Origin of the sequence: Micromonospora sp. A202 (assembly GCF_006715105.1) — a bacterium.
In the GTDB taxonomy this organism is placed as follows: Bacteria; Actinomycetota; Actinomycetes; order Mycobacteriales; family Micromonosporaceae; genus Micromonospora; species Micromonospora zamorensis.
Genome location: NZ_VFMP01000001.1, coordinates 4,961,330 through 4,987,784, shown reverse-complemented (window position 1 = coordinate 4,987,784; position 26,455 = coordinate 4,961,330). Strand labels below are relative to the sequence as shown.

The following is a 26,455-nucleotide window of genomic DNA, read 5'->3' as shown; positions in this document are numbered from 1 at the left end:
CGAGGCGGCGCCGGGTCCCGCCACCGACCCGACATCCCCGGGGGTACGCCTCAGCCGTGCTCGCGCCACCGGTTGGTGATCGGCAGACGGCGGTCCCGACCGAACGCCTTCATGGAGATCTTCGTGCCCGGCGCCGACTGCCGCCGCTTGTACTCGGCGGTATCCACCAGCCGCAGCACCTTGTCCACGATCGCCGGGTCGTGACCCGACTCGACCAGCCCGTCGCGGCCGAGGTCGCCGTCGACGTAGCCGATCAGGATCGGGTCCAGTACGTCGTAGTCGGGCAGGCTGTCGCTGTCCAGTTGGCCCGGGCTCAACTCGGCGCTCGGCGGCTTGCCGATCGAGTTCTCCGGGATCGGGGCGGTCTCGCCGCGCCGGGCCGCGTCCCGGTTGCGCCACTTCGCGAGCCGCCAGATCAGGGTCTTCCAGACGTCCTTGACCGGGTTGAAGCCGCCCACCGAGTCGCCGTACAGCGTGGAGTAGCCGACCGCCAGCTCACTCTTGTTGCCGGTGGTCAGCACCAGGTGGCCCTCCTGGTTCGACAGCGCCATCAGGATCACGCCACGGACCCGGGCCTGGAGGTTCTCCACGGCCACACCGGACAGCGACAGGTTGGCCAGGAAGCCGTCCACCATCGGCTGGATCGGCTCGACGCGGTAGTCCAGGCCGGTGCGCTTGGCCAGGTCGGCGGCGTCCTCCCGGGAGTGCTCGGAGGAGTGCTGGCTGGGCAGCGACACCCCGACCACCCGGTCCGGCCCGAGGGCGTCGACGGCCAACGCGGCCACCACCGCCGAGTCGATGCCGCCGGAGAGGCCGAGCACCACCGACGGGAACCGGTTCTTGTTGACGTAGTCGCGCAGGCCCAACACCAGGGCCTGCCACACCTCGGCCTCGTCGGCCACCGGCTCGATCAGACCGCCGGTGGCGCCCGGGCCGGTCGGCGCGGCCGGAATGCCGTCCAGCGTGCTGTGCACGATGCGCATGCCGTCCGCGACGGCCTCCGTGGTCGTCGTGGCGGTGGCGGCCGGCAGCTCGATGTCGTGCACGAGCAGGTGCTCGACGAACTGCGGGGCGCGGGTGAGCAGCTCACCGCCGGCGGTCACGATCATCGAGTCGCCCTCGAAGACCAGCTCGTCCTGTCCGCCGATCATGTTGACGTACGCGATGGCGGCGCCCGCCTCGGCGGCCCGGCGGCGGACCAGCGGCAGCCGGATGTCGTCCTTGTTCAGCTCGTACGGCGAGCCGTTGATGTTGACCACGAGGCCGACGCCGGCCTGCCGGGCGGCGGCGAACGGGCCGCCGGCCTGCCACAGGTCCTCGCAGATGGTCAGCGCGACGTCCACGCCACCGATCCGCACCACCGTCAGCGTGTCGCCGGGGAGGAAGTAGCGGTCCTCGTCGAAGACCCCGTAGTTGGGCAGGTGGTGCTTGAAGTAGCGGGCGGCGACGACCCCCCGGTGCAGCAGCGCGGCGGCGTTGCGGGCACCCCGGCCCGGCTCGGCGTCGCCGCTGACCTGCGGCGGCCCGTCGGCGTCCAGGTAGCCGACCACCACCGGCACCTCACCGAGGCCGTCCGTGGCGAGGTCGGCCGCGAGCCGTTCCACGGCTGCCCGGGACGCGGCCACGAAGGAGCGCCGGAAGACCAGGTCCTCGACCGGGTAACCGGTGAGCATCATTTCCGGGAAGAGCACCAGCTGGGCACCGGCATCGGCGGCCTGGCGAGTCCAGCTGCGGACCAGGTCGGCGTTTCCGGCGAGGTCGCCGACGCTCGGGTTGACCTGGGACAGGGCGAGACGCAGGGTGGGCATGTCCTCATCTTGCCCCAGCCCCAACGGGACAATCCCCACCCTCCGACGAGATGGCCGCCACGCTGCGGCGACGACGCCCGCCGTCCGGCCGGGCACGGGCTCGTCCACGGCCGGGCCCCCGCCCGCCGAGCGGGAGGCGAGGGGACGACGGGCGGCAGTTCGCGTAACGTCTGCGTAACCAGGCCCGGTAAGACTGGGCGATCAGGTCGGGCGCGCAGCCCGACCAAGGCGGACAGCAGAGCGTCGCGAGGGGTTGGGGAAGTGGACCGTCAGCAGGAGTTCGTCCTCCGCACGCTGGAAGAGCGGGACATCCGGTTCGTCCGGCTGTGGTTCACCGACGTGCTGGGCACGCTCAAGAGCGTCTCGGTGGCGCCGGCGGAGTTGGAGGCGGCCTTCGAGGAGGGCATCGGCTTCGACGGTTCGGCGATCGAGGGCTTCGCCCGGGTCTTCGAATCGGACATGGTGGCCATGCCCGACCCGACCACCTTCCAGGTCTTCCCGTTCGAGGGCGGGGTCAGCGGCGAGAGCGCCCGGATGTTCTGCGACATCCTGCTGCCCGACGGCGGTCCGTCCTGGGCCGACCCCCGGCACGTGCTGCGCCGGGCGCTGTCCAAGGCCGCCGAGAAGGGCTTCACCTTCTACACCCACCCCGAGATCGAGTTCTTCCTCCTGGAGAACGGCCCGCAGGACGGCTCGGTGCCCACCCCGGTCGACACCGGCGGCTACTTCGAGCACACCACGCACGCCGTGGCTCGCGACTTCCGCCGCCAGGGTGTGCTGGCGCTGGAGCGCATCGGCATCTCAGTGGAGTTCAGCCACCACGAGGTCGCGCCCGGCCAGCAGGAGATCGACCTGCGCTACGCCGACGCGCTGACCACCGCCGACAACATCATGACCTTCCGGCACGTCGTCAAGGAGGTGGCGCTCTCCACCGGAGTGCAGGCCAGCTTCATGCCGAAGCCGTTCACCGACCAGCCGGGCAGCGGGATGCACACCCACCTGTCGCTGTTCGAGGGGGAGCGCAACGCCTTCCACGACAGCGGTGACCCGATGAAGCTCTCCAAGGTGGCCAAGTCGTTCATCGCCGGCCTCCTGGTGCACGCCCGGGAATACACAGCAGTCACCAACCAGTGGGTCAACTCGTACAAGCGGCTCTTCCCGCAGGCCCTGCCGGACCGGATCACCGAGAGCCCCGCGTACGTCTGCTGGGGTCACCTCAACCGGTCCGCGCTGGTCCGGGTTCCCGCGTACGGCAAGCCCAACTCGGCCCGCGTCGAGGTCCGCTCACCCGATTCGGCGGCCAACCCCTACCTGGCCTTCGCGGTGCTGCTCGGCGCCGGCCTGAAGGGCATCGAGGAGGGCTACGAGCTGCCGCCGGGCGCCGAGGACGACGTCTGGTCGCTGACCAGCGCCGAGCGGCGTGCCATGGGATACGAGGCGCTGCCGGAGAACCTCGCCGAGGCGATCGACGTGATGGCCGGTTCCGAACTGGTCGCCGAGGTGCTCGGCGAGCACGTCTTCGACTTCTTCCTGCGCAACAAGCGGGCCGAGTGGGAGCAGTACCGGCGCGAGGTCACCCCGTACGAGCGGCAGCGCTACCTGGCGCTGTAACCGCGGGGCTGACGCGGTTGCGCGCTGCCGCTATCGTCTCGATCACCGCGCCGGTACCCCCTCCGGGCGGAGAGTCGGGAGGCAGTCGGTGCTGGAGGATCTGCTCAGCGGTGCTTGGCAGAGCGTCGTGTTCGGGATCGTCGGCGTGGGGCTCATGGCGGCTGGCTTCGTGCTGGTCGACCTGCTCACGCCCGGTCGGTTGCGCGACCTGATCTGGGTGCAGCGCAACTCCAACGCGGGGTTGCTGCTGGCCGCCAACCAGCTCGGCATCGCCGGGATCGTGTTCACCGCGATCCTGACCAGCTACAGCGACTTCGGCAGGGGGCTCGCCTCCACGGTGATCTTCGGCATCGTCGGGCTGGCCATCATGGCGTTGGCCTTCTTCGTGCTCGACCTGCTCACCCCGGGCAAGCTCGGCGAGGTCATCTGCTCGGACGAGCCGCACCCGGCGGCCTGGGTCAGCGCCGCCACCCACTTCGGCGCCGCGCTGATCGTCTGCGCCTGCATCGCCTGAGGCGGCTGTCCGCTTCGCTGTGGCGGCCGCCCGCGTCTTGCTGTGGCGGCCGTCCGCGTCGCAGTGCGGGCGGTCGCCGACGGGCGTCGTACCCGGGCCGTAGCGTGCCGGGCATGAACCGTACGGACCGTCTCTACGCGCTGGTCGAGGAGCTGCGGGCGGTGTCGCCAAGGCCGCGCAGCGCCCGCTGGCTGGCCGCGCGTTTCGAGGTGAGCAGCCGCACCATCGAACGGGACATCGGCGCGCTACAGGAGGCCGGGGTGCCGATCTGGGCCGAGCCCGGGCGCACCGGCGGTTACGTGGTGGATCGCGCCCGCACTCTGCCGCCGGTCAACCTGACCGCGGCCGAGGCGGTCGCGATGGCCGTCGCGCTACGCCGGCTCGCCGGCACGCCGTTCGCCGGGCCGGGTGGCACCGCGCTGCGCAAGTTGATGGCGGTGCTGCCAGCCGCCGACGCCGTCGAGGCGCACCGCCTCGCCGGCCGCGTGCACCTGGTCGGCGACGGGCCGGCCACGCCCGTCCCGGCCCTCGTCGCCGACGCGGTCGCCGCGCGGCGGGTGCTGCGCATCAGGTACGCGGACCGGGCCGGCGCCGGCTCGGTCCGTGACGTCGAGCCCCTGGGCTACCTCGGTAACCCACGACACTGGTATCTGCTGGCCTGGTGCCGACTGCGCGACGAGCTGCGCTGCTTCCGCACCGACCGGATCGAAAGCGTCCAGGCGCTGCCCGACGTGGTGTCCCGCGAGCTGCGCCCGACCGACCTGGACATTCCGCGCGAGCGGGTCCGCTCATTGAGCCTGGTCTGACGGGTTTTCGAGAGCGGGTCTCCGTTGGGTGATCCGGAAACACCGACAGGACGGTGTCGCGGACGACCCAGAGACTGCTCCAGACGACGGCCGAACGGCCGGCACGGAAACTCTGGAGGCAGCAGATGTCCACGACGCCCATCACCTGGTTCGAGATCGGCACCGACCGGCCGGAGGAGGCGGAGCGCTTCTACGGAGAGCTGTTCGGCTGGACCTTTGAGGAGCAGGGCGCAGGCAGCGGCGGGTCCTACCGGGTGACCGGCGCTGGTGGCGACACCGGGATCGGCGGGGCGATTCGGGCCACCGACGGGACGTCACCGAACTACGCGGTGTTCTACGCCGAGGTCACCGACGTGTCGGAAACCTGCCGGCGAGCGGAGGCGGCCGGTGGCAAGGTGCTGGTGGCGGCCCGTACGGCACCGAGCGGCCTCACCCTCGCCCACCTGCTCGACCCGGCCGGAAACCACCTGGGTGTGTTCAGCCCTCCGCCCGCCAAGGGCTGATGCGCTCCCGGCCGGCGCTTCGGGGCTGACCCCTTGGGTCGGGTGCCGGTGCGGCTGAGGGCTGGGGTACCGGCCTCCCTGGCGCTCGGCAGTGATGATCAACTCCGGCTCAAGGAAATGGCGGTGTCCGGGTGCGCCGGACACCGCCACTTCACGAAACCCGAGTGGATCAAGCCGGGGTGGGCCCGGTTCGACCAGAGGGCTGCCGGGGTTACTTGCCCGGCGTGCCCGCGGGACCGCCGTGACCGCCCGGACCGCGGTGGCCGCCGGGGCCGGGGAAGACGCCGGCCTCGACGGCCTTGGTGATGGCGTCGGCCTGCTCCTGGGTGAGCTTGCCGTCCTTGACCGCCTGGTCCAGCCGCTCCTTGAGCGCCGCCTGCCGGTCCTCGGCGGACGGGCGCTCCGGCCGGTCGGCCGGCTTGTGCTGCTCGCGCAGCTTCTCCAGCGCGGCGGTCACCTTGTCGGTGGGGACGCCCAGCTCGGTGGCGAGCTTCTCGGCGAACTCGCTCTGCCGCTCGCCCTTCTTGTCGCCCTGCCGGTCCTGCTGCTGCGGCTGCTCACTGCTGCTGGCGCTTGGCGTCGGGGTGCTGCCGTCAGCGGCGAACGCCATCGTGGGGGCGGCGATCCCCACGCCGAGCACACCGGCGGCGGCCACGCTGGCCAGCAGGTGCTTCTTCGACATCGTGCGGAACATCAGTCCTCCAGGTCGTCGTTGATGCTGCGATGACGTCACCGACAGTGACCGGAAAGTCTGGGCGCGGCCCATGGCGAACCTGTCAGCGGGCTGACAATCTGCGACCAGCGGCCGGACAAACCGGTTGCAACGTCGACGTCCCTGCGATCAGGGTGGGAAAACCCCGACGAAAGGACCACGCCTCGTGACGACCGCCGAGATTCGTGAGATCCCACTCGCCGCGCCGGGCGCCGGCCCGTACGGCATCACTGCCGGCCCGGACGGCGCGCTCTGGCTGACGCTGGTCCACGCCGGTGCGATCGCCCGGTTGGCCCCCGACGGCGGGATCCGGACCTACCCGTTGGACCCGGCCGGTGGCCGGCCGCTGATCATCACCACCGGCCCGGACGGCGCCCTCTGGTTCACCCGCTCCGGGGATGACCGGATCGGCCGGATCAGCGTCGACGGCGAGCAGCGCGTGGTCGTCCTGCCAACCGACACTGGGCCGTGCGGCATCGCGGCCGGCCCCGACGGCGCACTCTGGTACGCCGGAATGAACTCCGACACGATCGGCCGGGTGGGCACCGACGGCACCGTCGAGGTGTTCCCGCTGCCGGTGACCGGCGGGTTCGCCTCGATGATCACCGCTGGCCCGGACCAGGCGCTCTGGTTCACCCTCAACCAGGCGAACGCGATCGGCCGGATCGACCTCGACGGCCGGGTGACGCTGCATCCGGTGCCCACTGCGAACGCCGGCCCGGTAGGCATCACCCTCGGCGGTGACGGCGCGATCTGGTTCGTGGAGATCGCCGCCGGTCAGCTCGGCCGGATCACCCCGGATGGCGAGATGACCGAGTTCCCGCTGCCGGACCGGGCGGCCCGCCCACACGCGATCGTGGCCGACCCGGACGGCGGCGCCTGGTTCACCGAGTGGGGTGCCAACCGGATCGGCCACATCGACGGCACGGGCCGGATCGACGGCCACGACCTGCCCACCCCCAACGCCGAACCCCATGGCATCACCCTGACCCCCCAGGGTGTCTGGGCAGCCCTGGAAATAGGAGCAGTAGCCCACCTGACCCCCTGACCCCCTGACCCCACCCCGGCCCCGCCCTCCCCGCCCCGCCTGGTTGATCAAGAGGTTTGCGTCAGAATCCCGCCCGAAGTTGACGCAAACCTCTTGATCACCGGGGCGAGGAGGGGCGGGGGAGCGCGGGGAGGGGGAGGGCAGGGGGGTGGGGGTGCGTTACTGGACTGCGGGGGATGCGGTCAGGGTGCCGTTTTCGGCATTGAGGGTCGCTTGGGTGCCTACCGGGACGGTCAGCTGGTTGGGGCCGTGGCCGATGGGGAGGCCGCCGAGGACCGGTACGCCCAGGTCGCCGAGGCGTTCGGTGAGCACGTCGACGATCGTGGTGTCCCAGCCGTCACCGCAGTCGGTGAACTGCCCGACCGCCACCCCGGCCAGCCCGTCCAGCGCGCCGGCCCGGCGCAGCTGGGTGAGCATCCGGTCGACCTTGTACGGGGGCTCCTGCACGTCCTCGATCAACAGCACCGCCCCGGTCAGGTCGGGCAGGTCCGGTGTGCCGATCGAGGCGGCGATCATGCACAGGTTGCCGCCGAGCAGGGTGCCGGTGGCGAGGCCCGGGACGCGTACGCCGAAGGTCTCCTCGGTGGGCACCGCGGTGATCGACACCGGCTCGGTCGTCATGAGCGCCGCGTGCAGGGACTCGGCGGAGCGCAGCGGGGTCCGCTCGTCGCGCCAGGCCGCTCCCGGACCGTGCACCCCGGCCAGCCGGGCACCCCGCCACAGTGCGAACTGCAACGCGGTGATGTCCGAGAATCCGGCCACCACCTTCGGGTCGCGGCGGACGGCGGCCATGTCGATGGCGTCCACGACCCGCTGGACGCCGTACCCGCCCCGGGTGCAGATCACCCCGCGGATCTCCGGGTCGGTGAAGGCCGCGTTCAGGTCGGCGGCCCGTAGGTCGTCGGTGCCGGCGAGGTAGCCGTGGCGGGCGTACGCGTTCGGCGCCGGCACCGGGCGCAGGCCCCACCCGGTGAGCAGCTCCATGCCCCGGGCCACCCGCTCCGGCGAGGTCGGGCCGGACGGCGACACCAGCAGCACCGCGTCGCCCGGGAGCAGCACGGGCGGGCGGACGGTTGCGGTGTCGTCGCTGATCACAACCGCTGAGCCTAACGACCACGCCGGGTCCCGGCCGCCGCAGAGGGACACCACCGGAAGCGTGGGCCTGTGGCGGGGCGCTGCGCCGCGCGGCGCACCGGCTAGCCTCGACGGGTGGCAACCGCGCTGGTGATCGAGAACGACCCGACCGACGACGCACGCCGGCTGGGCGAGTGGCTGACCGAGGCTGGGCTGGAGCTGTGGGTGGTTCGCCCGCACGCCGGCGACGAGCTCCCCGCCGACCTGGAGGGGTACGCGGCGCTGGTGGTGCTCGGCGGCGACCAGCAGGCGTACCCGCTGCCGGACGGCTCGCCCGGCGCACAGTGGTTTCCGGCGGTGGAGGGCCTGCTGCGCAAGGCGGTCCGCTACCGGGTGCCGACCCTGGCCGTCTGCCTGGGCGCGCAACTGCTCGCCACCGCGCATGCCGGCCTGGTCGAGCGGAGTCCATCGGGGCCGGAGATCGGCCCGGGCGTGGTCGGCCGGCGCGACGCCGCCGAGAACGACCCGCTGTTCCGGTACGTGCCGTTGATCCCGGACGTGCTCCAGTGGCACGCCGACGAGATCACCGAGCTGCCCCGGGGTGCCACCCTGCTGGCCGCGTCCACCCGCTACCCGCACCAGGCGTTCCGGCTCGGTGACCGGGCCTGGGGTCTGCAGTTCCACATTGAGTGCGACGCCGCGATGATCGCCGACTGGGCCACCGACTCGGCCCAACTCGCCGAGCTGGGCTACGACCCGGAGCTGGTGGTCGCGGCCTGCGCCTCGGTGCTGCCCGACATCGAGGAGGTCTGGCAGCCGTTCGCCGCCCGGTTCGCCGCGCTGGCCCTCGGTGAGTTGGACGACAGCACGATGCGGCGTGGCCTGCCGCTGCTCGGGCACTGATGAGCCGGCCGACCAGGGCAACGGGCCGGCTCGCCCGGTACGGCTTCGGCACCGCCGAGGGCGACGGCGGCGCCCGTGCCGCCGACCTGCTCGGCCCGGACGGGCTGCGGCTGTGGCGGCCGGAGGAGCAGGAGCCGGCCGACGAGCCGGCCGGTGAGCTGCTGGCCGCGATGTCCCGGGCCGCCGACCCGGACCTGGCGCTGCGCCAACTGCACCGCATCGTCGAGGCCGAACGTCGCACGACCAACGGCGCCGCCGAATCGCCGCTGCTCGCGGAGCTGCACGCCGACCCGGGGCTGCGGCGGCGGCTGATCGCGGTGCTGGGTGCCTCGTCCGCGCTCGGCGATCACCTGGTGGCCCATCCCGACCACTGCACCGCGCTGCGGACCGCCCCGGACGGGCTCGCGCCGATCGCCGAGGGGCGGTTGGAGCCGGCCGCCGGTGGCAACCCGGTGGCGGTGCTGCGGACCGCGTACCGGTTGGCGCTGCTGCGGATCGCGGCGGCCGACCTGACCGGCGGGCGCGGCCTGGAGCAGACGATGGCCGCGCTCTCCGCGTTGGCCGACGCGACGTTGGCCGCCGCCTACGAGGTGGCCGTCGCGGAACTGGCGGAGGGCACCGAGCGGCCTCGGCTCGCGGTGGTGGCGATGGGCAAGTGCGGCGGCGGCGAGCTGAACTACGTCTCCGACGTGGACGTCATCTTCGTGGCCGCCGAGGACGCCGACCTGGCCGCCGCGACCCTGGTGGCGACCCGGCTGATCCACATCTGCGGGCTGGTCGCCTGGCCGGTGGACGCCGCCCTGCGCCCCGAGGGCAACCGGGGCCCGTTGGTGCGGACCCTCGCCAGCCACCTGGCCTACTACCAGCGGTGGGCGCGCACCTGGGAGTTCCAGGCGCTGCTCAAGGCCCGCCCGGCCGCCGGGGACCTCCCGCTGGCCCAGGAGTGGATCGACCAGCTCGCGCCGCTGGTCTGGCGGGCGGCCGAGCGACCCGAGGCGGTCGAGGACGTCCGCGCCATGCGGCGCAGGATCATCGACCACATCCCGCCGAAGGAGTTGGAGCGCGAGATCAAGCGCGGCCCCGGCGGGCTGCGCGACATCGAGTTCGCCGTCCAGTTGCTGCAACTCGTACACGGTCGCGGGGACGAGACGCTGCGGGCCCCGGGCACCATCCCGGCATTGCGCGCGCTGGTCGCCGGTGGCTACGTCGGCCGGGCCGACGGCGAGGCGCTGCTGCGCGGCTACCGTTTCCTGCGCAGCGTCGAGCACCGGCTGCAACTACAGGCCCTGCGTCGTACGCACACCGTTCCCACCGAGCCGGGCGCGCTGCGGTGGCTCGCCGCCGCGCTGGGTTTCACGGCGGCGCCGGGGCGCAGCGCCGTGGAGAGCTTCCGGGCCGAGTGGGTCACCCACGCCACCGAGGTACGCCGGCTGCACGCCAAGCTGCTCTACCGGCCGCTGCTGGAGTCGGTGGCCCGGGTGCCGGCCGACGGGCTGCGCCTCACCCCGGAGGCGGCCAGGCACCGGCTGGAGATCCTCGGGTTCGCCGACCCGGCCGGGGCGCTGCGGCACCTCCAGGCGCTCACCGGCGGGGTGAGCCGCACGGCGGCCATCCAGCGCACCCTGCTGCCGGTGCTGCTCAGCGAATTCGCCGACGCGCCGGAGCCGGACCGGGGGCTGCTCAACTACCGGAAGGTCTCCGACAAGCTGGGCAGCACCCCCTGGTATCTGCGGCTGCTGCGCGACGGTGGCCCGGTCGCCCGTCGGCTGGCCCGGGTCCTGGCCCTGTCCCGGTACGTCGCCGACCTGCTCGCCCGCGACCCGGAGGCACTGCGGCTGCTGGCCGAGGAGAACGAGCTGGCGCCCCGCTCCCCCGAGGTGCTCCGGGAGGGGTTCCTCGCCGCAGCGGCCCGGCACGCCGACCCGGTCGAGGCCACCCGCGCGGTACGCGCACTGCGGCGCCGGGAGCTGGTCCGGGTGGCCTGCGCCGACGTGCTCTGCCGGGCGGGCGCGCTCGCACCCACACCCACCCGGCCGGACGGCGCGAACCGGCCGGCACCGGGGCTGGCCGACATCACCCAGGTCGGCACGGCCCTCGCCGACGTCACCGACGCCACGCTGGCCGCCGCGCTGCGCGCCGCCCAGGCCAGCCAGCCGGCCCCGGAAGGGCTGCGGTTCGCGGTGATCGGCATGGGACGGCTCGGCGGGTACGAGTCGAACTACCTCTCCGACGCCGACGTGCTCTTCGTCTACGACCCGCCCGCCGGGTCCAGCGAGAGCGCCGCCAGTGCCGCCGCCCACGCGATTGCCGAGGAACTGCGCCGACTGCTCGGCGTGCCCGCCCCCGACCCGCCGCTGGGCGTCGACGCCGACCTGCGCCCGGAGGGCCGGCAGGGCCCGCTGGTCCGCAGCCTCGCCGCATACGCGGCGTACTACGCCCGCTGGTCGCGGGTGTGGGAGGCGCAGGCCCTGCTGCGCGCCCGGTTCGTCTGCGGCGACGCCGAGCTGGGGGCCGAGTTCGAGGCCATGATCGACCCGGTGCGTTACCCGGCCGAGGGGCTGACCCGCGAGCAGGTCGTCGAGATCCGGCGGATCAAGGCCCGGGTGGAGACCGAGCGGCTGCCCCGGGGCGCCGACCCGGCCACCCACACCAAGCTGGGGCGCGGCGGGCTGGCCGACGTGGAGTGGGCCGTGCAACTCGTCCAGCTCCGGCACGCGGGCAGGGTCCCGTCGCTGCGCGGCACGCGTACCCTCGATGCCCTCGCGGCCGCCGAGCGGGCCGGCCTGATCGACCCGACGGACGCCGCGGAGATGGCCGCCGGTTGGTCCCTGGCCGCGCAGGTCCGCAACGCGTTGATGCTGGTCCGGGGCCGGGCCGGCGACCAGTTGCCCCGGCACGGGGTGGAGTTGGCCGGCGTGGTCCGACTCCTCGGGCGGGACGACCCGGGGGAGTTCCTCGACGAGTACCTGCGCGTCGGCCGCCGCTCCCGTGCCGCGACGGAACGGGTCCTGAATGCCTGACGCGTCGACCCGCCTGGCCACGCGGTCCCCGCAGGTGATCTGGGCGGCGGCGACCGGGGCCGCGGTCGTGCTCGCCGCCGCGTTCCTGCTCGCGCCGCGGATGGGCACGGACCTCGCAGCCCAGGTGGCCCGCGCCGAGTTCGCCGACCGGTACGGTGCCGCGCCGATCGACCTCGGCTGGTACGGCGGCGTCAACCAGTACGGCTACAGCCTGTTCACGGCCAGGTTGGGCGCGCTGATCGGAATGCGTCCACTGGGGGCCGTCGCCGCCGTGCTCGGCGCGGCGGCGCTGGGCTGGCTGTTCGTCCGGGGCCGGGCCCGCCGGCCGCTGCTGGCCGGCGTCCTCGGTGCCGTGGTCCTCGTCGGCAACCTGGCGAGCGGTCGGGTCACCTTCGCCGTCGGGCTGGCGTTCGGGCTGCTGGCGCTCTGCGCGGTCAGCGCGGAACGCCCGCCACGCCCGGTTCGCCTGGCACTCGCCGCCGGTTGCGCCGCCCTGGCGACGGCCGCTAGCCCGGTCGCCGGCCTGTTCACCGGTCTGGCCGGCGCGGCGTTGCTGCTGGCCGCCCTGCGCCGAGGCGACGGACCCGGCCGTGCATTGCCCGGTGGGTGGCGCTCGGAGCGGCCACTGGCGGAGGGGTTCGTGCTGGCCGTGGCGCCCGCCGTCACCCTGGCGCCGATCGCGTTGCTCTTCGGCAACGGGGGCACCCAGCCGTACTCGGCCGAGTCGATGCGGATCAACGTCGCGCTCGCGGTGCTGGTGGCGGTCGTGCTGCCGCGTCGCCGCCGGGTGCTGCGCGTCGGCGCGCTGCTCACCGTGCTGCTCCTGGTCGGCGCGTACTACGTGCCCAGCCCGATCGGTTCCAACGCGCTGCGCCTGCCGCTGCTCTTCGCGCTGCCCGTGCTGGCCGGGTACGCGCCGCTGCCCGGCCCGTGGCTTGCCGGGCTGCTCGCCGCGACGGTCTGGTGGCAGTCCCCGGTGATGCTGAGTGACGTCACCCGGGCCGGCGCCGCCGAGAGCGCCCCGGCGTTCTACCGCCCGCTCGTCGCGGAACTCGACCGACGGCAGCCCGTCGGGCGGGTCGAGGTGGTGCCGCTGCGCGACCACTGGGAGTCCGCGTACCTGCCACCGACCGTGCCGCTGGCCCGTGGCTGGGAGCGCCAGGTCGACAGCGACCGCAACGCGCTGTTCTACGACGGCACCCTGAGCGCCCAGACCTACGAGCAGTGGCTCCGCGACCAGGCGGTCACCTACGTGGTGGTCGCCCCGGACGCTCCCGCCGATCGGTGGGGCCGCGACGAGGCCGCGTTGATCCGCGGCGACCTGCCGTACCTGCGGGAGGTCTGGCGCGATCCGACCTGGCGCCTGTACGAGGTGGTCGATCCGACGCCGCTGGTCGGGGCCCCCGGCCGGCTCGTCACCGCCGACCGGGGCGCGGTCCGGCTGACGGCCACGCCCGGCGACGTGCCGGTCAAGGTGCGGTGGTCACGGTGGCTGTCGCTCGATGGCCCGGACGGCTGCCTGCGACCCGGCGCGGACGGGTGGACCGAGGTGCGGGTACGCGCGGCCGGCGACTACTCGATCTCCAGCAGCCTGGCACCGGCCAACCACTGCTGACGGTCCTGCCGTCGGTCACCCACCGGCGTGCTGGCAGCATGTCGGGCGTGCCTCCCCACCTCGCGCGCTGGACCGGCCTGGCCGGCTCGATGCTGCTCGCGCTGTCCGCGTTCCTCGGCGGCGCGTTTCCCAGCGGCCCCCTGCGCAGCACCCCGGTCAGCATCTGGCAGGGCACCAACGGCCCGCTGATCCTGGCCGCCTGGGCGGTCGGCACCGGCCTGATGGCGTACGCGTGGTGGGCGCTGCGCGACGGCGGCCCGTCGACTCGCTGGGCGCTGCTCACCGTGGGGCTGTGGCTGCTGCCGCTGCTGATCGCACCGCCCTTCGGCAGCCGCGACGTGTACGCGTACGCGTGTCAGGGCGCCAGTTTCGCCGGTGGCATCAGCCCGTACGAGCAGGGCGTCTCCGCGCTCCCCTGCCCCTGGCTGGACTCGGTCTCCTACATCTGGCGGGACACCCCCGCGCCGTACGGGCCGCTCTTCGTGCTCGTCGCGGCTGCGGTGGTCAAGGTCGCCGGCTCGCTGACCGCCAGCATCGTGCTGTTCCGGGCGCTGGCATTGCTCGGCGTGGTGTTGAGCGCGTGGGCGCTGCCGGTGCTGGCGCGCCGGGCCGGGGTGCCGGCCAAGCGGGCGGTCTGGCTGGCGCTGGGCTCCCCGCTGGTCGCCGCGCACCTCATCGGTGGCCCACACAACGACATACTGATGCTCGCCGCGCTGGTCGGTGGGCTGGCCGTGGTGGCCGCACACCCGCGCCGACGCGGCATGCTGCTGGTCGGCGGGCTCCTCCTCGGAGTCGCCGTGTCGATCAAGGTCACCGCCGTGGTGGTGGTCCCGTTCGCCGCGCTGGCGGCCACCGCCGGCCCGTACCGGCTCCGGACGCTGATCCGCGACGGCGGCTGGGTGGTCGGCGGCACGGTCGCCGCCGTGCTGGGAGTGACAATCGTCGGCGGGCTGGACTTCGGCTGGGTCGGCGGGCTGTCCCAGGGCGGCGCCGCCGTCGCCTGGACGTCCCCGCCGACCGCCGTCGGTCAGACCGTCGGTTACATCGCCGCGCTGTTCGGCGCTCACATCGACGCGTTGCCGGTGACACGCGGGATAGCCGTGGTGGTCCTGGCCGTCCTCCTCGTCTGGCTCTGGTGGCGGGCCCGCACCCGCGACCCCCTGTACTACGCCGGCCTCGCGCTCGCCGTCACCGTCGCGCTCTCTCCCGTGGTGCACCCCTGGTACTGGACGTGGCCGTTGTTCGTGCTGGCCGCCACCGCCCGCCGTACCGGCTGGTTCACAGTGGTCGCCCTCGTCGCGTCGTTCCTGGTGCTGCCCGACGGCACCGGGCTGCCCCGGTTCACCAAGACGGTCGGGGCGCCGCTGATGACGCTGTTGGTGATCGTGGTGGTCGTCCGGTTGGTACGGTCGGCTCGGGCGGCCCGTCAGCCGGTCGCCGCCGACTGAGGGAAGGTGCGCCGGTGACCGCTCCCGGCCCGCCTGTTCCGCCCTCGCGTGTTCCGTCGCCGCCTGGTCCTCTGTCGGCACGCCTCGCCCGGTACGCGGGCCTGGCCGGCGCGGTCCTGCTCACCGTGGCCGGCTACCTCGGCGGGGCACTGCCCGACGCCCCGCTCGGCGCGACACCGGCATCGATCTGGCGAACCCCGGACGGCCCGGCGACGCTGATCGGCTGGCTGGCCGGCACCACGCTGCTGGTCGGTGCGTGGTGGTCGCTGCGCGGGGGCGCACCGTCGACCCGGTGGGCGTACGTCACGGCCGGGCTGTGGGCGCTGCCGCTGCTCGTCGCGCCACCACTGGGCAGCCGGGACGTCTACTCGTACGCCTGCCAGGGCTGGACGTACGCGCACGGCGTCGACCCGTACGCGGTGGGGGTGGCGGCGGCCGGCTGCCCGTGGCTGGACACGGTTGCACCGATCTGGCGGGACACTCCGGCACCGTACGGGCCGGTGTTCGTCCTGCTCGCGGCGCTGGCGGTCACGCTCGGCGGCGGGCTCACCGGCACTGTGGTGCTGCTGCGGGTGATCGCCGTGGCGGGGCTGGTGCTGGCCGCGATCTGCCTGCCCGGCCTGGCACGGGCAGCCGGGGTGCCGACCCGGCGGGCCGCGTGGCTGGCGTTGGCCGCCCCACTGGTCGGGGTGCACCTCATCGCCGGCGCGCACAACGACGCCGTGATGCTGGGTCTGCTGCTCGGCGGGATGCTGGTGGCGATCCGGCGACCGGGTTGGCCTCCGGCACTGCTCCTGGCCGGGGCGCTGCTCGGGCTGGCGGTGACCGTGAAGGCCAGCGCGGTCGTGGTGGTGCCGTTCGCCGCACTGGCCGCAGTCCGTGGTCGTCACACCGTACGGGCGTTGCTGCGCGACGGCGGCTGGCTGACCGCTGGGCTGCTCGGCGCAGTGCTGGTCACCTCGGCGGTGTCCGGGCTCGGGTTCGGCTGGGTGGGCGGGCTGACCCACAGCGGCGACTCGGAGCAGTGGACGTCGCCACCCACCGCCGTCGGGTTCGTGGTGGACTACGCCGGCGCGCTGGTCGGCCGGGACCCGCAGGCGGTGCCGGTGCTGCGGGCGGTCGCCCTGCTGCTGCTGGCCGGGGTGCTGGTGGTGCTCTGGTGGCGGGCCTGGCGGGCGCTGCGCGGCTTCAGCGATGCCTGGCGGGTGGCACGGGTCGAGGGCGCGCGGGTGGATGGGGCGCGGGTCGAGGGCGCGCGGGTGGATGGGGCGCGGGTCGAGGGCGCGCGGGTCGACGGGGCGCGGGTCGAGGTTGCGCGGGTCGACGGGGCGTGGGTCGAGGGGGCGCGGGTCGAGGTTGCGTGCCCTCGGGTCGTGCTGCACGGCGCGGCGCTGGCGCTGGTCGCCACCGTAGTCCTGTCCCCGGTCTTCCACCCCTGGTACGCGACCTGGCCGTTGGCGCTGCTCGCACTCACCGCCGCCCGAACGACGTGGTTTGTGCTGCCAGTGGCGGTGGCGGCCTTCCTGGCCCTGCCCGACGGCACCAACCTGGCCCGCTTCACCAAGGCCCCCGGCGCCCTGGCGATGACCGCCCTGCTCCTGACCGTGGTCCTACTGGTCCTGCGCACCACCCACCGCCCGGGTCCAACCCGTCGATCATGAGGTTGGCGGGGACAATTCGGACGGAACGCCCGGCCAACCTCATGATCGACGTGTCTGGGCGGTCAAGATCGTGCTCGATCATGGATTTAAGGGCTTCGAGCCGCCCTGGTGGCCACTACAACCATGATCGAGCACGATCCCCGTCCCGGCCCAGTCCAAGATCCGCGCAACTTCAGGGAAAGTGCTGCCTACGGTGCCTGGGAGGCAGCAACATCCCTGAAGTTGCGCGGGGCGCGGGGCGCGGGGCGCGGGGCGCGGGGCGCGGGGCGCGGGGCGCGGGGCGCGGGGCGCGGGGCGCGGGGCGCGGGACGCGCGGCCTGTGGGGCGCGGGGTGCGGGGCCTGCGGGGCGCGGGACGCGGGTCCTGTGGGGCGCGGGGCCTGCGGGGCGCGGGGGTGGGCGTGTAACGGGGCCGGGCCGACTCCGCGATCGCGGAGCCGGCCCGGCCGGTGGTGCGGTGACTGCTCAGCAGTCGTCGTGCCCAGACTGCTCAGCAGTCGTAGTACATGGCGAACTCGTGCGGGGTCGGGCGCAGGCGCACCGGGTCGACCTCGTTGGCGCGCTTCCAGTCGACCCAGGTGGAGATCAGGTCGGGCGTGAAGACGCCGCCGTCGAGCAGGTAGTCGTGATCGGCCTCGAGCGAGTCGAGCACGGCCGACAGCGAGCCCGGCACCTGCTTGACGTCGCCCCACTCCTCCGGCGGGAGGTCGTAGAGGTCCTTGTCGATCGGGGTCGGCGGCTCGATCTTGCTCTTGATGCCGTCGAGGCCGGCCATCATCATGGCGGAGAAGGCCAGGTAGACGTTGGCCGACGGGTCCGGGACGCGGAACTCAACGCGCTTGGCCTTCGGGTTGCTGCCGGTGACCGGGATGCGGGTGCAGGCGGAGCGGTTGCGCTGCGAGTAGACCAGGTTGACTGGCGCCTCGAAGCCCGGCACCAGACGACGGTACGAGTTGATCGTCGGGTTGGTGAAGGCCAGCAGCGACGGCGCGTGGTGCAGCAGGCCACCGATGTACCAGCGGGCCATGTCGGACAGGCCGGCGTAGCCGGTCTCGTCGTAGAACAGCGGCTCACCGTTGAGCCAGAGGCTCTGGTGGGTGTGCATGCCGGAGCCGTTGTCGCCGAAGAGCGGCTTGGGCATGAACGTCGCGGTCTTGCCGTTGGCCCAGGCCTCGTTCTTCACGATGTACTTGAAGAGCTGGAGCTGGTCACCGGCGTGCAGCAGGGTGGAGAACCGGTAGTTGATCTCGGACTGGCCGGCCGTGCCCACCTCGTGGTGCGAGCGCTCCACGTTGAAGCCGGTGTCGACGAGGCGGCGCACGATGGAGTCGCGCAGGTCGGCGTAGTGGTCGACCGGCGGCACCGGGAAGTAGCCGCCCTTGTACGCGGTCTTGTATCCACGGTTGCCGCCCGGCTCTTCGCGGCCGGTGTTCCAGGCGCCCTCGATCGAGTCGATGTAGTAGAACGACTGGTGCGCCGAGGTCTCGTGGCGGATCGAGTCGAAGATGTAGAACTCCGCCTCGGCGCCGAAGTAGGCGGTGTCGGCGATGCCGCTGGCCGCCAGGTACGCCTCGGCCTTCTTCGCCACGTTGCGCGGGTCGCGGCTGTAGGCCTCGCGGGTGAACGGGTCGTGGATGAAGAAGTTCAGCGCGAGAGTCTTCTGCGCGCGGAATGGGTCGATGAACGCGGTGGCGACATCCGGGAGCAGGAGCATGTCCGACTCGTGGATCGCCTGGAAACCGCGGATCGACGAACCGTCGAACGCGAGGCCGTCGGTGAAGAGATCGTCGTTGACGGACTCGACCGGCAGGTTGAAGTGCTGCATCACGCCGGGCAGGTCACAGAAACGAACGTCGACGAACTTCACGTCCTCGTTCTTGAGGTATCGCAGCAGTTCCTCGGGGTTGGCGAACACACATCCTCCTGGCACGTCCACGGGGTGGCTAGGCTTCTGGCGACGCTATGGCCGGGGGGTTGCCCGGCCGTGTCTCCGTTGTTTCTGCCGTGTTACGTCCCTCGCGGAGCGTCAGCGGCGCTCCTGTCCACGCCTTCGGCCCGCCGCGAACGTCGTACCGACTGTGCCAGTGTAGTGACATCTGATGCCTTTGGCCTGAATCGGCACACAGTGGTGGCGGCACTCGGCGAGCCCTCGTCGCGACGCGGATACCCTTGATCGCTGTGACCAATCCGCACGTCCCGGCAGCGCCGGCCACCGACCCCACCTTCACCCCGCCGACCCTCGGACGCCGCTTCGGGGCGCTGATCATCGACTGGGTGCTCTGCCTGCTGGTGTCCAACATCTTCGCCGACCCGGTACGCGACGGCTGGGCGCCGGTGCTGGTGCTGGTCCTGGTGTACGGCATCTTCCTCGGCCTGTTCGCCCAGACGCCGGGCATGTACGTCACGAAGATCCGCTGCGTGAACTGGCACGACGGCGGTCGGATCGGGGTGCTCCGAGGACTGATCCGGGGCCTGTTGCTGGCCCTCGTCGTCCCCGCGCTGATCATGGATGGGCACCGTCGCGGCCTGCACGACAGGCTCGCCGACTCGGTCATCGTCGACGCGCCGCGCGGCTGAGCCCGCCGAACAACGAGAAAGAGCCGGACCCACACGGGTCCGGCTCTTTTCAGGCGTACGCCAGAGGGGTCAGCGGCCCCGCGACTGGCGGAAGGCGCCCGGCGGCCGCATGTTCTTCGGGATCGCGCCCTTGGGCATCTGGGGCCGGGCGGTCAGCGCCTTGAGTCGCTTGTCCAGCGAGTTGACGTCCTTGCCGGAGAGCGCGCGGGGCAGGCGCAGCAGCGTCGTCCGCAGCTTGCGGATCGGCAGCTCGCCCTCCTCCTGCCCGATCACGTAGTCGTGCAGGGGAGCGGAGCCGATCACCTTGGACAGCCGCCGCTTCTCCTGCCCGAGCAGGCCGCGCACCCGCTGCGGGTTGCCCTCGGCCAGCAGGATCACGCCCGGGCGGCCGATCACCAGGTGGACCATGTCCATCTGGGTGGTCGAGCTGACCGCCGGGGTCACCCGCCAGTCGCCGCGCATGTTCTCCATGATCTGCGCCGCCGCGCCGGGCTGGCCCTCGGCGGCGTTCATCATCGCCTTGTTGGACCGGAGGTTGAGCACGATCAGCACCGCGAGCAGGACGAACAGGATGCCGATCGGCAGCCAGATCCAGCTCCAGAGGATGACCGCGACCACGGTGAGGGCGAGCGGGATGAGCACCGCGGCGGCGACCAACGGCGCGAACCACCGGTCCTGCTTGGCGGTGAACTTGAACACCATCCCGATCTGCTTCAGCCGCTGGCCGAACGAGACCTTCTCCTGGGGCTTTGCCATGCCGCAGAGTCTAGTGGTCGCCGCCTGCCCCGTTGATCCGCGTCCGGGTGCCGGGGCAGCTGAGTACCTTACGTCTCCTCACCGCCGCAGAACGGACGGGTAAGGAGGGTGCCGGCCGGGAAGATGAGGCGGTGTGCCCATGCCCGGGTGGGGCCTTCGCGCGAAGAGTCGTCAGCAGAAGACGACGACGCCACGAAGGAGCCCGACATGTTCGGCAACGACGCAGACTTCCTGCTCTCCCTGCACCGTACGCACACCGCCGAGCTGCGCGCCGAGGCGGCCGCGGACCGGCTCGCCCGGTCGCTGCCGCGTCCGGCCGGCCGCGATTGGCTGGGTCGGCGCAGGCACGCCGCCCGCACCGGCGACGCCCGCCGGTGACCGCGCCCGCCTCGGCTGCCACGGCGCCCGCCGTGCCGGCCGGCCGGCACGACCCAGCCCCGCCGCCCGGCCACCGGCCGATCGGCGGGGCTGTCGGCGGGGGCCGTCATGGCATGCTCGAACCTGTGACCGTACGTGCCGCCAGTTCCGTCCTCGTCGGCCGCCATCGTGAGATCGCGGCGCTGCGCGACGCCCTGGGTCGCGCCCGGGTGGGGGAGCCGACCACAGTGCTGGTCGGTGGCGAGGCCGGCGTGGGAAAGACCCGGCTGCTGGAGGAGTTCGGGGGCTGGGCCACCGGCGGCGGGGCGCGGGTGCTGGTCGGCCAGTGCCTGGAGCTGGGCGAGGCTGGCCTGCCGTTCGCGCCGTTCGCCGCCGCGCTGCGCGCGGTGCTGCGCGCCGACGGCCCCGAGGTCTTCGCCGGCTACGAGGCGGAGTTCGCCCCGCTGCTGCCGGAGCTGGGACGGGCGTCCGCGGCGCTGGCCGGCCCTCGTCCCGTCCCGCTCAGTGACGCCCCGCGCGGTTACCTGTTCGACCTGGTCGCCGAGCTGTTCCAACGACTCGCCGACGCCCGCCCGCTGGTGCTGCTCATCGAGGACCTGCACTGGGCCGACCGCTCCACCCGGGACCTGATCGGCTTCCTGGTCCGGGCGGCGCGGCCGGGTCGCCTGCTGCTGGTCTGCACCTACCGCACCGACGAGTTGCAGCGCGGGCACCCGCTGCGCCCGTTCCTCGCCGAACTGGACCGCGCCCGCGGCGTGGAGCGGGTGGAGTTGGGCCGACTGGATCGGGACGGCACCGCTGCGATCCTCGCCGACCTGCTCGGCGCCGAGCCACCCGCCCGGGCCGTCGACGATGTCCACGGCCGCACCCAGGGCAACCCCTTCTTCATCGAGGAGCTGGCCGTCGCCGGCTCCCCGCTCGGCTGCGCCGCGCTCCCCGAGACACTGCGCGACCTGCTGCTGGCCCGGGTGGACCGACTCCCCGAGCCGACCCAGCGGGTGCTGCGCATCGCGGCTGCCGGCGGCACCCGCTTCGCCCACGACCTGCTCGCCGAGGTCGCCGGGCTGCCCGAGGCCGAGCTGGAGGACGCGCTACGTGTCGCCGTCGCCGCCCAGCTGGTGGTGGCCGACCGCGACGGTGACTACGAGTTCCGGCACGCGCTGGTCCGCGAGGCCGTGCACGACGAGTTGCTGCCCGGCGAACACGCCCGGCTGCACGCCCGCTTCGCCGCCGCCATCGAGGCCCAGCCGCACCTGGTCGCCGCCGGCCGGGCCCCAGCGGAGATCGCCCACCACTGGTACGCCGCGCACGACCACCCGCGGGCCCTCGTCGCGGCACGGGCCGCAGCGGTCGCCGCCGGCGACCGGTACGCGTACGCCGAGCAGCGCCGACTGCTGGAGCGGGCGCTGGAGTTGTGGGAGCTGGTGCCCGACGCCGCCGACCTGCTCGGCATGGACCACCTGGCGTTGCTGGAGCAGACGCTGGCCGCGTCGGTCACGGCCGGCGACTTCAGCCGGGCCATCACGCTGACCCGGGCCGGCCTGGCCGAGGTGGACGCCGACGCCGCACCGCTGCGCGCCGCCCGCCTGCTCAACCAGCGGGGTCGGCTGATGGCCCTGCTCGGCAAGAGTGACGGGCGCCGGGAGCTGGATGAGGCGTACCGGCTGGCCGCTGGCGGCCCCCGGGGAGCGGAGCGGGTCCGGCTGCTCGCCGACATCGCCGCGCACCTGGTCAAGATCGACCCCAAGCAGGCGGCCCGGGTGGCCGCCGAGGCCGCCGTTGACGCCGAGGCGTTCGGCGAGGACGTCGCCCTGCTGCACGCGCGGATCGCCCTGCTCTGCCACGGCGAGCGGGACCTGGAGCGAGGGCTGGCCGAGCTGACCCAGGCCGAGGCCGTCGTCCGTGCGTCCGGGGACGCGTCGGGGCTGGTGCTCGCCCGGGTGTACCAGTCTGACGTGCTGTGCGAGTTGGGCCGCTACGCCGAGTCCGCGCAGGCTGCCGAGGCTGGCGTCGCCGAGGCGCGTCGGGTGGGGATCAGTCGCTCCACCGGGGCGTACCTGTTGTCCAACCGGGCCGAGGCGCTGATCGCGCTGGGTCGCTGGGACGAGGCCGAGGCGGTGTGCGCGGAGGCCGCGCGGATCGACCTGTCCGGCGTCACCGGCCTGCACTGGCTCCAACTGAGTGCCGGGCTACGGCTGGCCCGCGCCCACCCGGCGGCCGACGAAGTGGTCGACCGGGCGCTCACCTTCCTCGGCCGGCCCTACCTGTGGCCGAGCCACCGGCTGCCCCTGCACGAGTTGGCGATCGAGGCAGCGTTGGCCGCCGACGACAAGGTGGAGGCGGTCCGGGCGGCGCGGGTCGCGGCGGTCGACGAGAGCCTGCCGCAACTGCCCCGCGAGGGTTGGCCGGTGCTCAGCGCCGTCGCGCGTACCGCCGCCCGGGTGGGCGACCGGGACCTGTCGGTCGCGGTGGCGGCGCTCGCCGCCGACCTGCCGGTCCGGCACCCGGCGGCGCGGGCACATGCCGCTCAGGTCGCCGCCCTGCTCGCGGTCGGCGACCAGGCGCTGCCGGCCTGGCGGAAGGCGGTCGACGCGTGGCGGGCCGACGGGCAGCCGTACCCGTTGGGTCGCGGGTTGCTGGCGCTCGCCGAGTCGGCTGCCGCTGCTGGGGAGCGCGACGAGACGGCGGCGGCGGTCACCGAGGCCGCCGAGATCGGCCGACGGCTGGGTGCGGTGCCGCTGGTCGAGGCGGCTGCCACGCTGGCGCGGCGGGTCGGCCTGCGTACCACGGGCCAGGGCGGTGCCGGCGCCGATCTGCTCACCGCGCGGGAGCGGGAGGTGCTGCGACTGGTCGCCGAGGGGCACAGCAACAGCCGGATCGCCGAGCAGCTGTTCATCTCCCCGAAGACGGCCAGCGTGCACGTTTCCCGGATCATCGCGAAGCTGGACGTGACCAACCGGGTGGAGGCCGCCGCCGTGGCGCACCGCCTCGGCCTGCTCACCGAGCCGGCGGCGTCGCACTGACGCGCACCCTGTTGTCGCACTGACGCTCACCCGGCGAGGTCACCGCGGCAGGTAGATCCGCCAGCCGTCGATCGTGACCAGGTCGAGGTCGCCCGGGTTGGCGCGCTGCCGCTCGTCGAGCGCGTTCGCCAGCGGTGAGCCGACCGTTGCGACCCAGGCTGGCGCCGCCGCCCTGTCCACCTCCCGCCGGTACGTGGGGTAGCGGTCGAACCCGGGACGCAGCGCATCGTCGACGACCGCGCAGACCACCTGCTCCGCGGAGGCGAAGGTGAGTCGGTTGCAGGTCCAGTAGCCGGCGCGCACCTGCCGTACGCCGAGCTGCCGCAGGGTGCTGACCAACTCGGCGTGCCGGGCCTCGGCGGCCCGGGTGGCCGGCGCGGTCTGCGCTGACCGCCAGGTGGCCTGGGCGGCGGTGCCCAGCGTGGCCGCGAGCAACGCCAGGGCGACCGGCCGGGCCAGCGTCCGCCCGAGGCCGCGCCGGCCGGTCGCCGACGGGCGCGGGCCGCGCCGGGCCACCGTCCACACCGGCCAGAGCAGCGCCGGCAGGGAGATGAGCAGGCAGGACAGGTAGCGGGAACTCTCCACCGGGGTGAGGCCGGCGGAACTGCTCACGGTGTACGCCCCGAGGGTGACCACGGCGGCCAGCACGAGTGCCAGCCGGACCGCCGCCGCCACCCGGGGTGCAACGAGCACCGGGTCACCAGCATCAGCGGGATCGACCAGCGAGGCAGGACTGGCTGGCAGGGCAGGACCGGCTGGCGGCGCAAGGTCCGCCGGCGAGGCGGCATCGGCTGGCGAGGTCGGGCCGGCTTCGGTGGGCGGTCGGCGTAGTGCCCGCCAGGCGGTGACGGCACCGAGGGCCAGCAGCAGCGGCAGGGCGAGCGCCCACCAGAGTTGCCAGGTGTCGCACCGCCCCGGAGCGCAGAAGCCCATGCCCAGCGACGGGCCGAGCAGCAGGCCGCCGTGCAGCCGGTCCGCCCAGCCGGCGGTGGCGTTCGCGCCGCTGGCGGCGAGCACCGCGTGCAGCGGGTTCCGCCCGTTCAGCAGGCTGTGCAGCAGCAGCGGGGCCGCCCCCAGCACGGCGGCCGCCCCGAGCAGCGCCCCGGCGGCACCCCACAGCTCCCGGCGGCAGAACCCGACGAGCACCGCCCCGGTCGCCACCACGTACGGCAGCACGAGTGGGTCGACCCAGAGCATCAGGCCGGCCAGGAACCCCCACGCGGCCCACCGCGCCAGCCGCCATCCCGATCGGCCGGCGGCCAGATCCACGGCGAGGACGGCCAGCGCCACCCCGGCGGCGTTCATCTCGGGGTAGCCACCGCCAGCAATGAGCTGGTTCTTGACGATCCGGTCCGAGCCGAGCGCCAGCAACGCCACCACCAGGAGCCCGAACCACCGGTCCCCGGTCAGCCGCAGCGTCAGCCGCCAGGACAGCAGCAGGAACAGCAGGTACAGCGCCAGGGTCGGCAGCCGTAGGCCGAGCAGTGACGGCCCGCCAGCCAGGGCGAACACCGGCGCGGCCAGGTACGCCTCCAGCGTGCCCATGTACTGCTGGCCGTAGAACCAGACCGGGAAGCCCTCGCCTCGGGCGATGTGCAGCGCGGCCAACCCCATGGTGGCCTCGTCGCTGTTCGTCGGCGGCGCCGCGTTGACCAGCAGCCAGAGCCGGTAACCCACTCCGGCGAGCACGGCCACCGCGGTGAGCCAGCCGACCAGGCGCAAGCGCGTACCGGGCCGCGGGCGCGGGGAGTCCGCGCCGCGCGGCTGTTCGCGTACGCCGGCGGTCATCGCACGATCATGGCATTCGGACGCCGCACGGCCCGTGCGGCGCTGCCGGCGGATCAGCCGGCGGTGGTGACGGCCACCCCGGCGCGGGCGTCGAGCGCCTGCTTGTAGAGCCGGCCGGCCCGGTACGACGAGCGCACCAGCGGCCCGCTCATCACCCCGGCGAAGCCGATCTCCTCGGCCTCCTCGCGCAGCTCCACGAACTCCTCCGGCTTGACCCACCGGGTCACCGGGTGGTGCCGGGGGGTCGGCCGCAGGTACTGGGTGATGGTGATCAGCTCGCAGCCGGCCTCGTGCAGGTCGCGCAGCGCCTGCGAAACCTCGGCCCGCTCCTCGCCCATGCCCAGGATGAGGTTGCTCTTGGTGACCAGGCCGTCGGCGCGGGCCTGCCGGATCACGTCCAGCGAGCGGTCGTAGCGGAACGCCGGCCGGATGCGCTTGAAGATGCGCGGCACGGTCTCCACGTTGTGGGCCAGCACCTCCGGACGGGAACCGAAGACCTCGGCCAACTGCTCGGGAACGGCGTTGAAGTCGGGGATCAGCAGCTCGACGCCGCAACCCGGCTGAAGGGCGTGGATCTGTCGGACGGTCTCGGCGTACAGCCAGGCGCCGCCGTCGGGCAGGTCGTCACGGGCGACGCCGGTGATGGTGGCGTACCGCAGCCCCATCGAGACCACCGACTCGGCGACACGACGCGGCTCGTCGGCGTCGAACTCGGCCGGCTTGCCGGTGTCGATCTGGCAGAAGTCGCAGCGCCGGGTGCACTGGTCGCCACCGATGAGGAAGGTGGCCTCCCGGTCTTCCCAACACTCGTAGATGTTGGGGCAGCCGGCCTCCTGGCAGACGGTGTGCAGCCCTTCGCGCGAGACGAGCCCGCGCAGCTGGGTGTACTCCGGGCCCATCTTGGCCTTGACCTTGATCCATGGAGGTTTGCGCTCGATCGGCGTCTCGGCGTTGCGCGCCTCGATGCGCAGCAGACGCCGCCCCTCGGGGGCCGCCGTTGCGGTGCGCGCTGCCTGGCCGGTCGTCGGCGCGGAGTGCTCGATCGTCACGAAAACGAGCCTACGCCGGACGGCGGGTGTCTATGTGCGTCGGGCGACCGGCGTCACGCCCCGAACGTTGTGACGCCGGACACCGGAGTGTCGAAAATGTGCGTCACACGAGAGGGATTCGGGTGCTACGGTCACCGCCAACAGCGACGACGGAGCCGAGTA

General features: G+C 73.3%; 20 protein-coding genes. 13 read left to right on the top strand and 7 right to left on the bottom strand.

Annotated elements, in window-relative coordinates; translation table 11 throughout:
- Nucleotides 1-50 precede the first annotated feature (50 nt).
- Nucleotides 51-1,808: an NAD+ synthase gene (locus FBZ33_RS22865; protein WP_141910613.1), complete on the bottom strand. Its 1,758-nt coding sequence runs from the start codon at nt 1,806-1,808 to the stop codon at nt 51-53.
- 261 nt (nt 1,809-2,069) lie between these two features.
- Between FBZ33_RS22865 and glnA (FBZ33_RS22860) the strand changes: the two genes are divergently transcribed.
- From glnA (FBZ33_RS22860) to FBZ33_RS22845, 4 genes are all read left to right on the top strand, one after another.
- Nucleotides 2,070-3,419, top strand: coding sequence for a type I glutamate--ammonia ligase (gene glnA, locus FBZ33_RS22860; RefSeq protein ID WP_088949504.1), 1,350 nt, complete (start codon nt 2,070-2,072; stop codon nt 3,417-3,419).
- A gap of 88 nt (nt 3,420-3,507) precedes the next feature.
- On the top strand, nt 3,508-3,933 hold the full coding sequence (locus FBZ33_RS22855) for a DUF350 domain-containing protein (RefSeq protein ID WP_099856198.1): 426 nt from the start codon (nt 3,508-3,510) through the stop codon (nt 3,931-3,933).
- A gap of 113 nt (nt 3,934-4,046) precedes the next feature.
- Nucleotides 4,047-4,739 (top strand): YafY family protein, encoded by a 693-nt coding sequence (locus tag FBZ33_RS22850; protein ID WP_088949502.1) that lies wholly within the window; start codon nt 4,047-4,049, stop codon nt 4,737-4,739.
- Nucleotides 4,740-4,864: 125 nt separating this feature from the next.
- Nucleotides 4,865-5,242 carry a VOC family protein gene (locus FBZ33_RS22845; RefSeq protein WP_141910612.1) on the top strand — a complete coding sequence of 126 codons (378 nt, stop codon included), beginning with the start codon at nt 4,865-4,867 and terminating at the stop codon, nt 5,240-5,242.
- A gap of 211 nt (nt 5,243-5,453) precedes the next feature.
- Here the strand turns inward: FBZ33_RS22845 and FBZ33_RS22840 are convergent, their stop codons facing one another.
- Complete coding sequence (locus FBZ33_RS22840; RefSeq protein ID WP_141910611.1) at nt 5,454-5,936, bottom strand: hypothetical protein; 483 nt, start codon at nt 5,934-5,936, stop codon at nt 5,454-5,456.
- 184 nt (nt 5,937-6,120) lie between these two features.
- Between FBZ33_RS22840 and FBZ33_RS22835 the strand changes: the two genes are divergently transcribed.
- Complete coding sequence (locus tag FBZ33_RS22835; RefSeq protein WP_141910610.1) at nt 6,121-7,002, top strand: virginiamycin B lyase; 882 nt, start codon at nt 6,121-6,123, stop codon at nt 7,000-7,002.
- A 159-nt stretch (nt 7,003-7,161) separates the two neighbouring features.
- Here the strand turns inward: FBZ33_RS22835 and FBZ33_RS22830 are convergent, their stop codons facing one another.
- Nucleotides 7,162-8,097, bottom strand: coding sequence for an LD-carboxypeptidase (locus FBZ33_RS22830; protein ID WP_141910609.1), 936 nt, complete (start codon nt 8,095-8,097; stop codon nt 7,162-7,164).
- 114 nt (nt 8,098-8,211) lie between these two features.
- On the opposite strand from FBZ33_RS22830, the gene FBZ33_RS22825 reads away from it, so the two are divergent.
- The 5 genes from FBZ33_RS22825 to mptB (FBZ33_RS32900) all read left to right on the top strand — a co-directional run bounded on the left by FBZ33_RS22825 (nt 8,212) and on the right by mptB (FBZ33_RS32900) (nt 16,723).
- Nucleotides 8,212-8,979 (top strand): type 1 glutamine amidotransferase, encoded by a 768-nt coding sequence (locus FBZ33_RS22825; protein ID WP_088949497.1) that lies wholly within the window; start codon nt 8,212-8,214, stop codon nt 8,977-8,979.
- On the top strand, nt 8,979-11,999 hold the full coding sequence (locus FBZ33_RS22820; protein ID WP_141910608.1) for a bifunctional [glutamine synthetase] adenylyltransferase/[glutamine synthetase]-adenylyl-L-tyrosine phosphorylase: 3,021 nt from the start codon (nt 8,979-8,981) through the stop codon (nt 11,997-11,999). The genes FBZ33_RS22825 and FBZ33_RS22820 overlap by 1 nt, the downstream gene beginning before the upstream one ends.
- Nucleotides 11,992-13,614 carry a hypothetical protein gene (locus FBZ33_RS22815; protein WP_255509018.1) on the top strand — a complete coding sequence of 541 codons (1,623 nt, stop codon included), beginning with the start codon at nt 11,992-11,994 and terminating at the stop codon, nt 13,612-13,614. The genes FBZ33_RS22820 and FBZ33_RS22815 overlap by 8 nt, the downstream gene beginning before the upstream one ends.
- Before the next feature lie 47 nt (nt 13,615-13,661).
- The gene (gene mptB, locus FBZ33_RS22810; RefSeq protein WP_185755380.1) at nt 13,662-15,062 is read left to right on the top strand and encodes a polyprenol phosphomannose-dependent alpha 1,6 mannosyltransferase MptB; all 1,401 of its coding nucleotides are present in this window, start codon (nt 13,662-13,664) and stop codon (nt 15,060-15,062) included.
- A gap of 71 nt (nt 15,063-15,133) precedes the next feature.
- Nucleotides 15,134-16,723 (top strand): polyprenol phosphomannose-dependent alpha 1,6 mannosyltransferase MptB, encoded by a 1,590-nt coding sequence (mptB, locus tag FBZ33_RS32900; RefSeq protein ID WP_255509152.1) that lies wholly within the window; start codon nt 15,134-15,136, stop codon nt 16,721-16,723.
- A 489-nt stretch (nt 16,724-17,212) separates the two neighbouring features.
- Here mptB (FBZ33_RS32900) and glnA (FBZ33_RS22795) read toward each other — a convergent pair whose 3' ends face one another.
- The gene (gene glnA, locus FBZ33_RS22795; protein ID WP_088949494.1) at nt 17,213-18,637 is read right to left on the bottom strand and encodes a type I glutamate--ammonia ligase; all 1,425 of its coding nucleotides are present in this window, start codon (nt 18,635-18,637) and stop codon (nt 17,213-17,215) included.
- A 263-nt stretch (nt 18,638-18,900) separates the two neighbouring features.
- Between glnA (FBZ33_RS22795) and FBZ33_RS22790 the strand changes: the two genes are divergently transcribed.
- Complete coding sequence (locus FBZ33_RS22790; RefSeq protein ID WP_088949493.1) at nt 18,901-19,299, top strand: RDD family protein; 399 nt, start codon at nt 18,901-18,903, stop codon at nt 19,297-19,299.
- Between the two features lie 69 nt (nt 19,300-19,368).
- On the opposite strand, the gene FBZ33_RS22785 is transcribed toward FBZ33_RS22790, so the two are convergent.
- Complete coding sequence (locus tag FBZ33_RS22785; RefSeq protein ID WP_088949492.1) at nt 19,369-20,055, bottom strand: DUF4191 domain-containing protein; 687 nt, start codon at nt 20,053-20,055, stop codon at nt 19,369-19,371.
- 207 nt (nt 20,056-20,262) lie between these two features.
- Between FBZ33_RS22785 and FBZ33_RS32895 the strand changes: the two genes are divergently transcribed.
- Together FBZ33_RS32895 and FBZ33_RS33645 are read left to right on the top strand one after the other, a co-directional pair.
- A complete protein-coding gene (locus FBZ33_RS32895) occupies nt 20,263-20,433 on the top strand; it encodes a hypothetical protein (protein ID WP_185755379.1) in 171 nt (56 codons plus the stop codon).
- Nucleotides 20,434-20,558: 125 nt separating this feature from the next.
- On the top strand, nt 20,559-23,456 hold the full coding sequence (locus FBZ33_RS33645; protein ID WP_305069549.1) for a helix-turn-helix transcriptional regulator: 2,898 nt from the start codon (nt 20,559-20,561) through the stop codon (nt 23,454-23,456).
- Nucleotides 23,457-23,495: 39 nt separating this feature from the next.
- Here FBZ33_RS33645 and FBZ33_RS22775 read toward each other — a convergent pair whose 3' ends face one another.
- Nucleotides 23,496-25,244, bottom strand: coding sequence for a hypothetical protein (locus FBZ33_RS22775; protein WP_141910605.1), 1,749 nt, complete (start codon nt 25,242-25,244; stop codon nt 23,496-23,498).
- Between the two features lie 53 nt (nt 25,245-25,297).
- On the bottom strand, nt 25,298-26,293 hold the full coding sequence (lipA, locus tag FBZ33_RS22770) for a lipoyl synthase (RefSeq protein ID WP_099856184.1): 996 nt from the start codon (nt 26,291-26,293) through the stop codon (nt 25,298-25,300).
- Nucleotides 26,294-26,455: the final 162 nt, after the last annotated feature.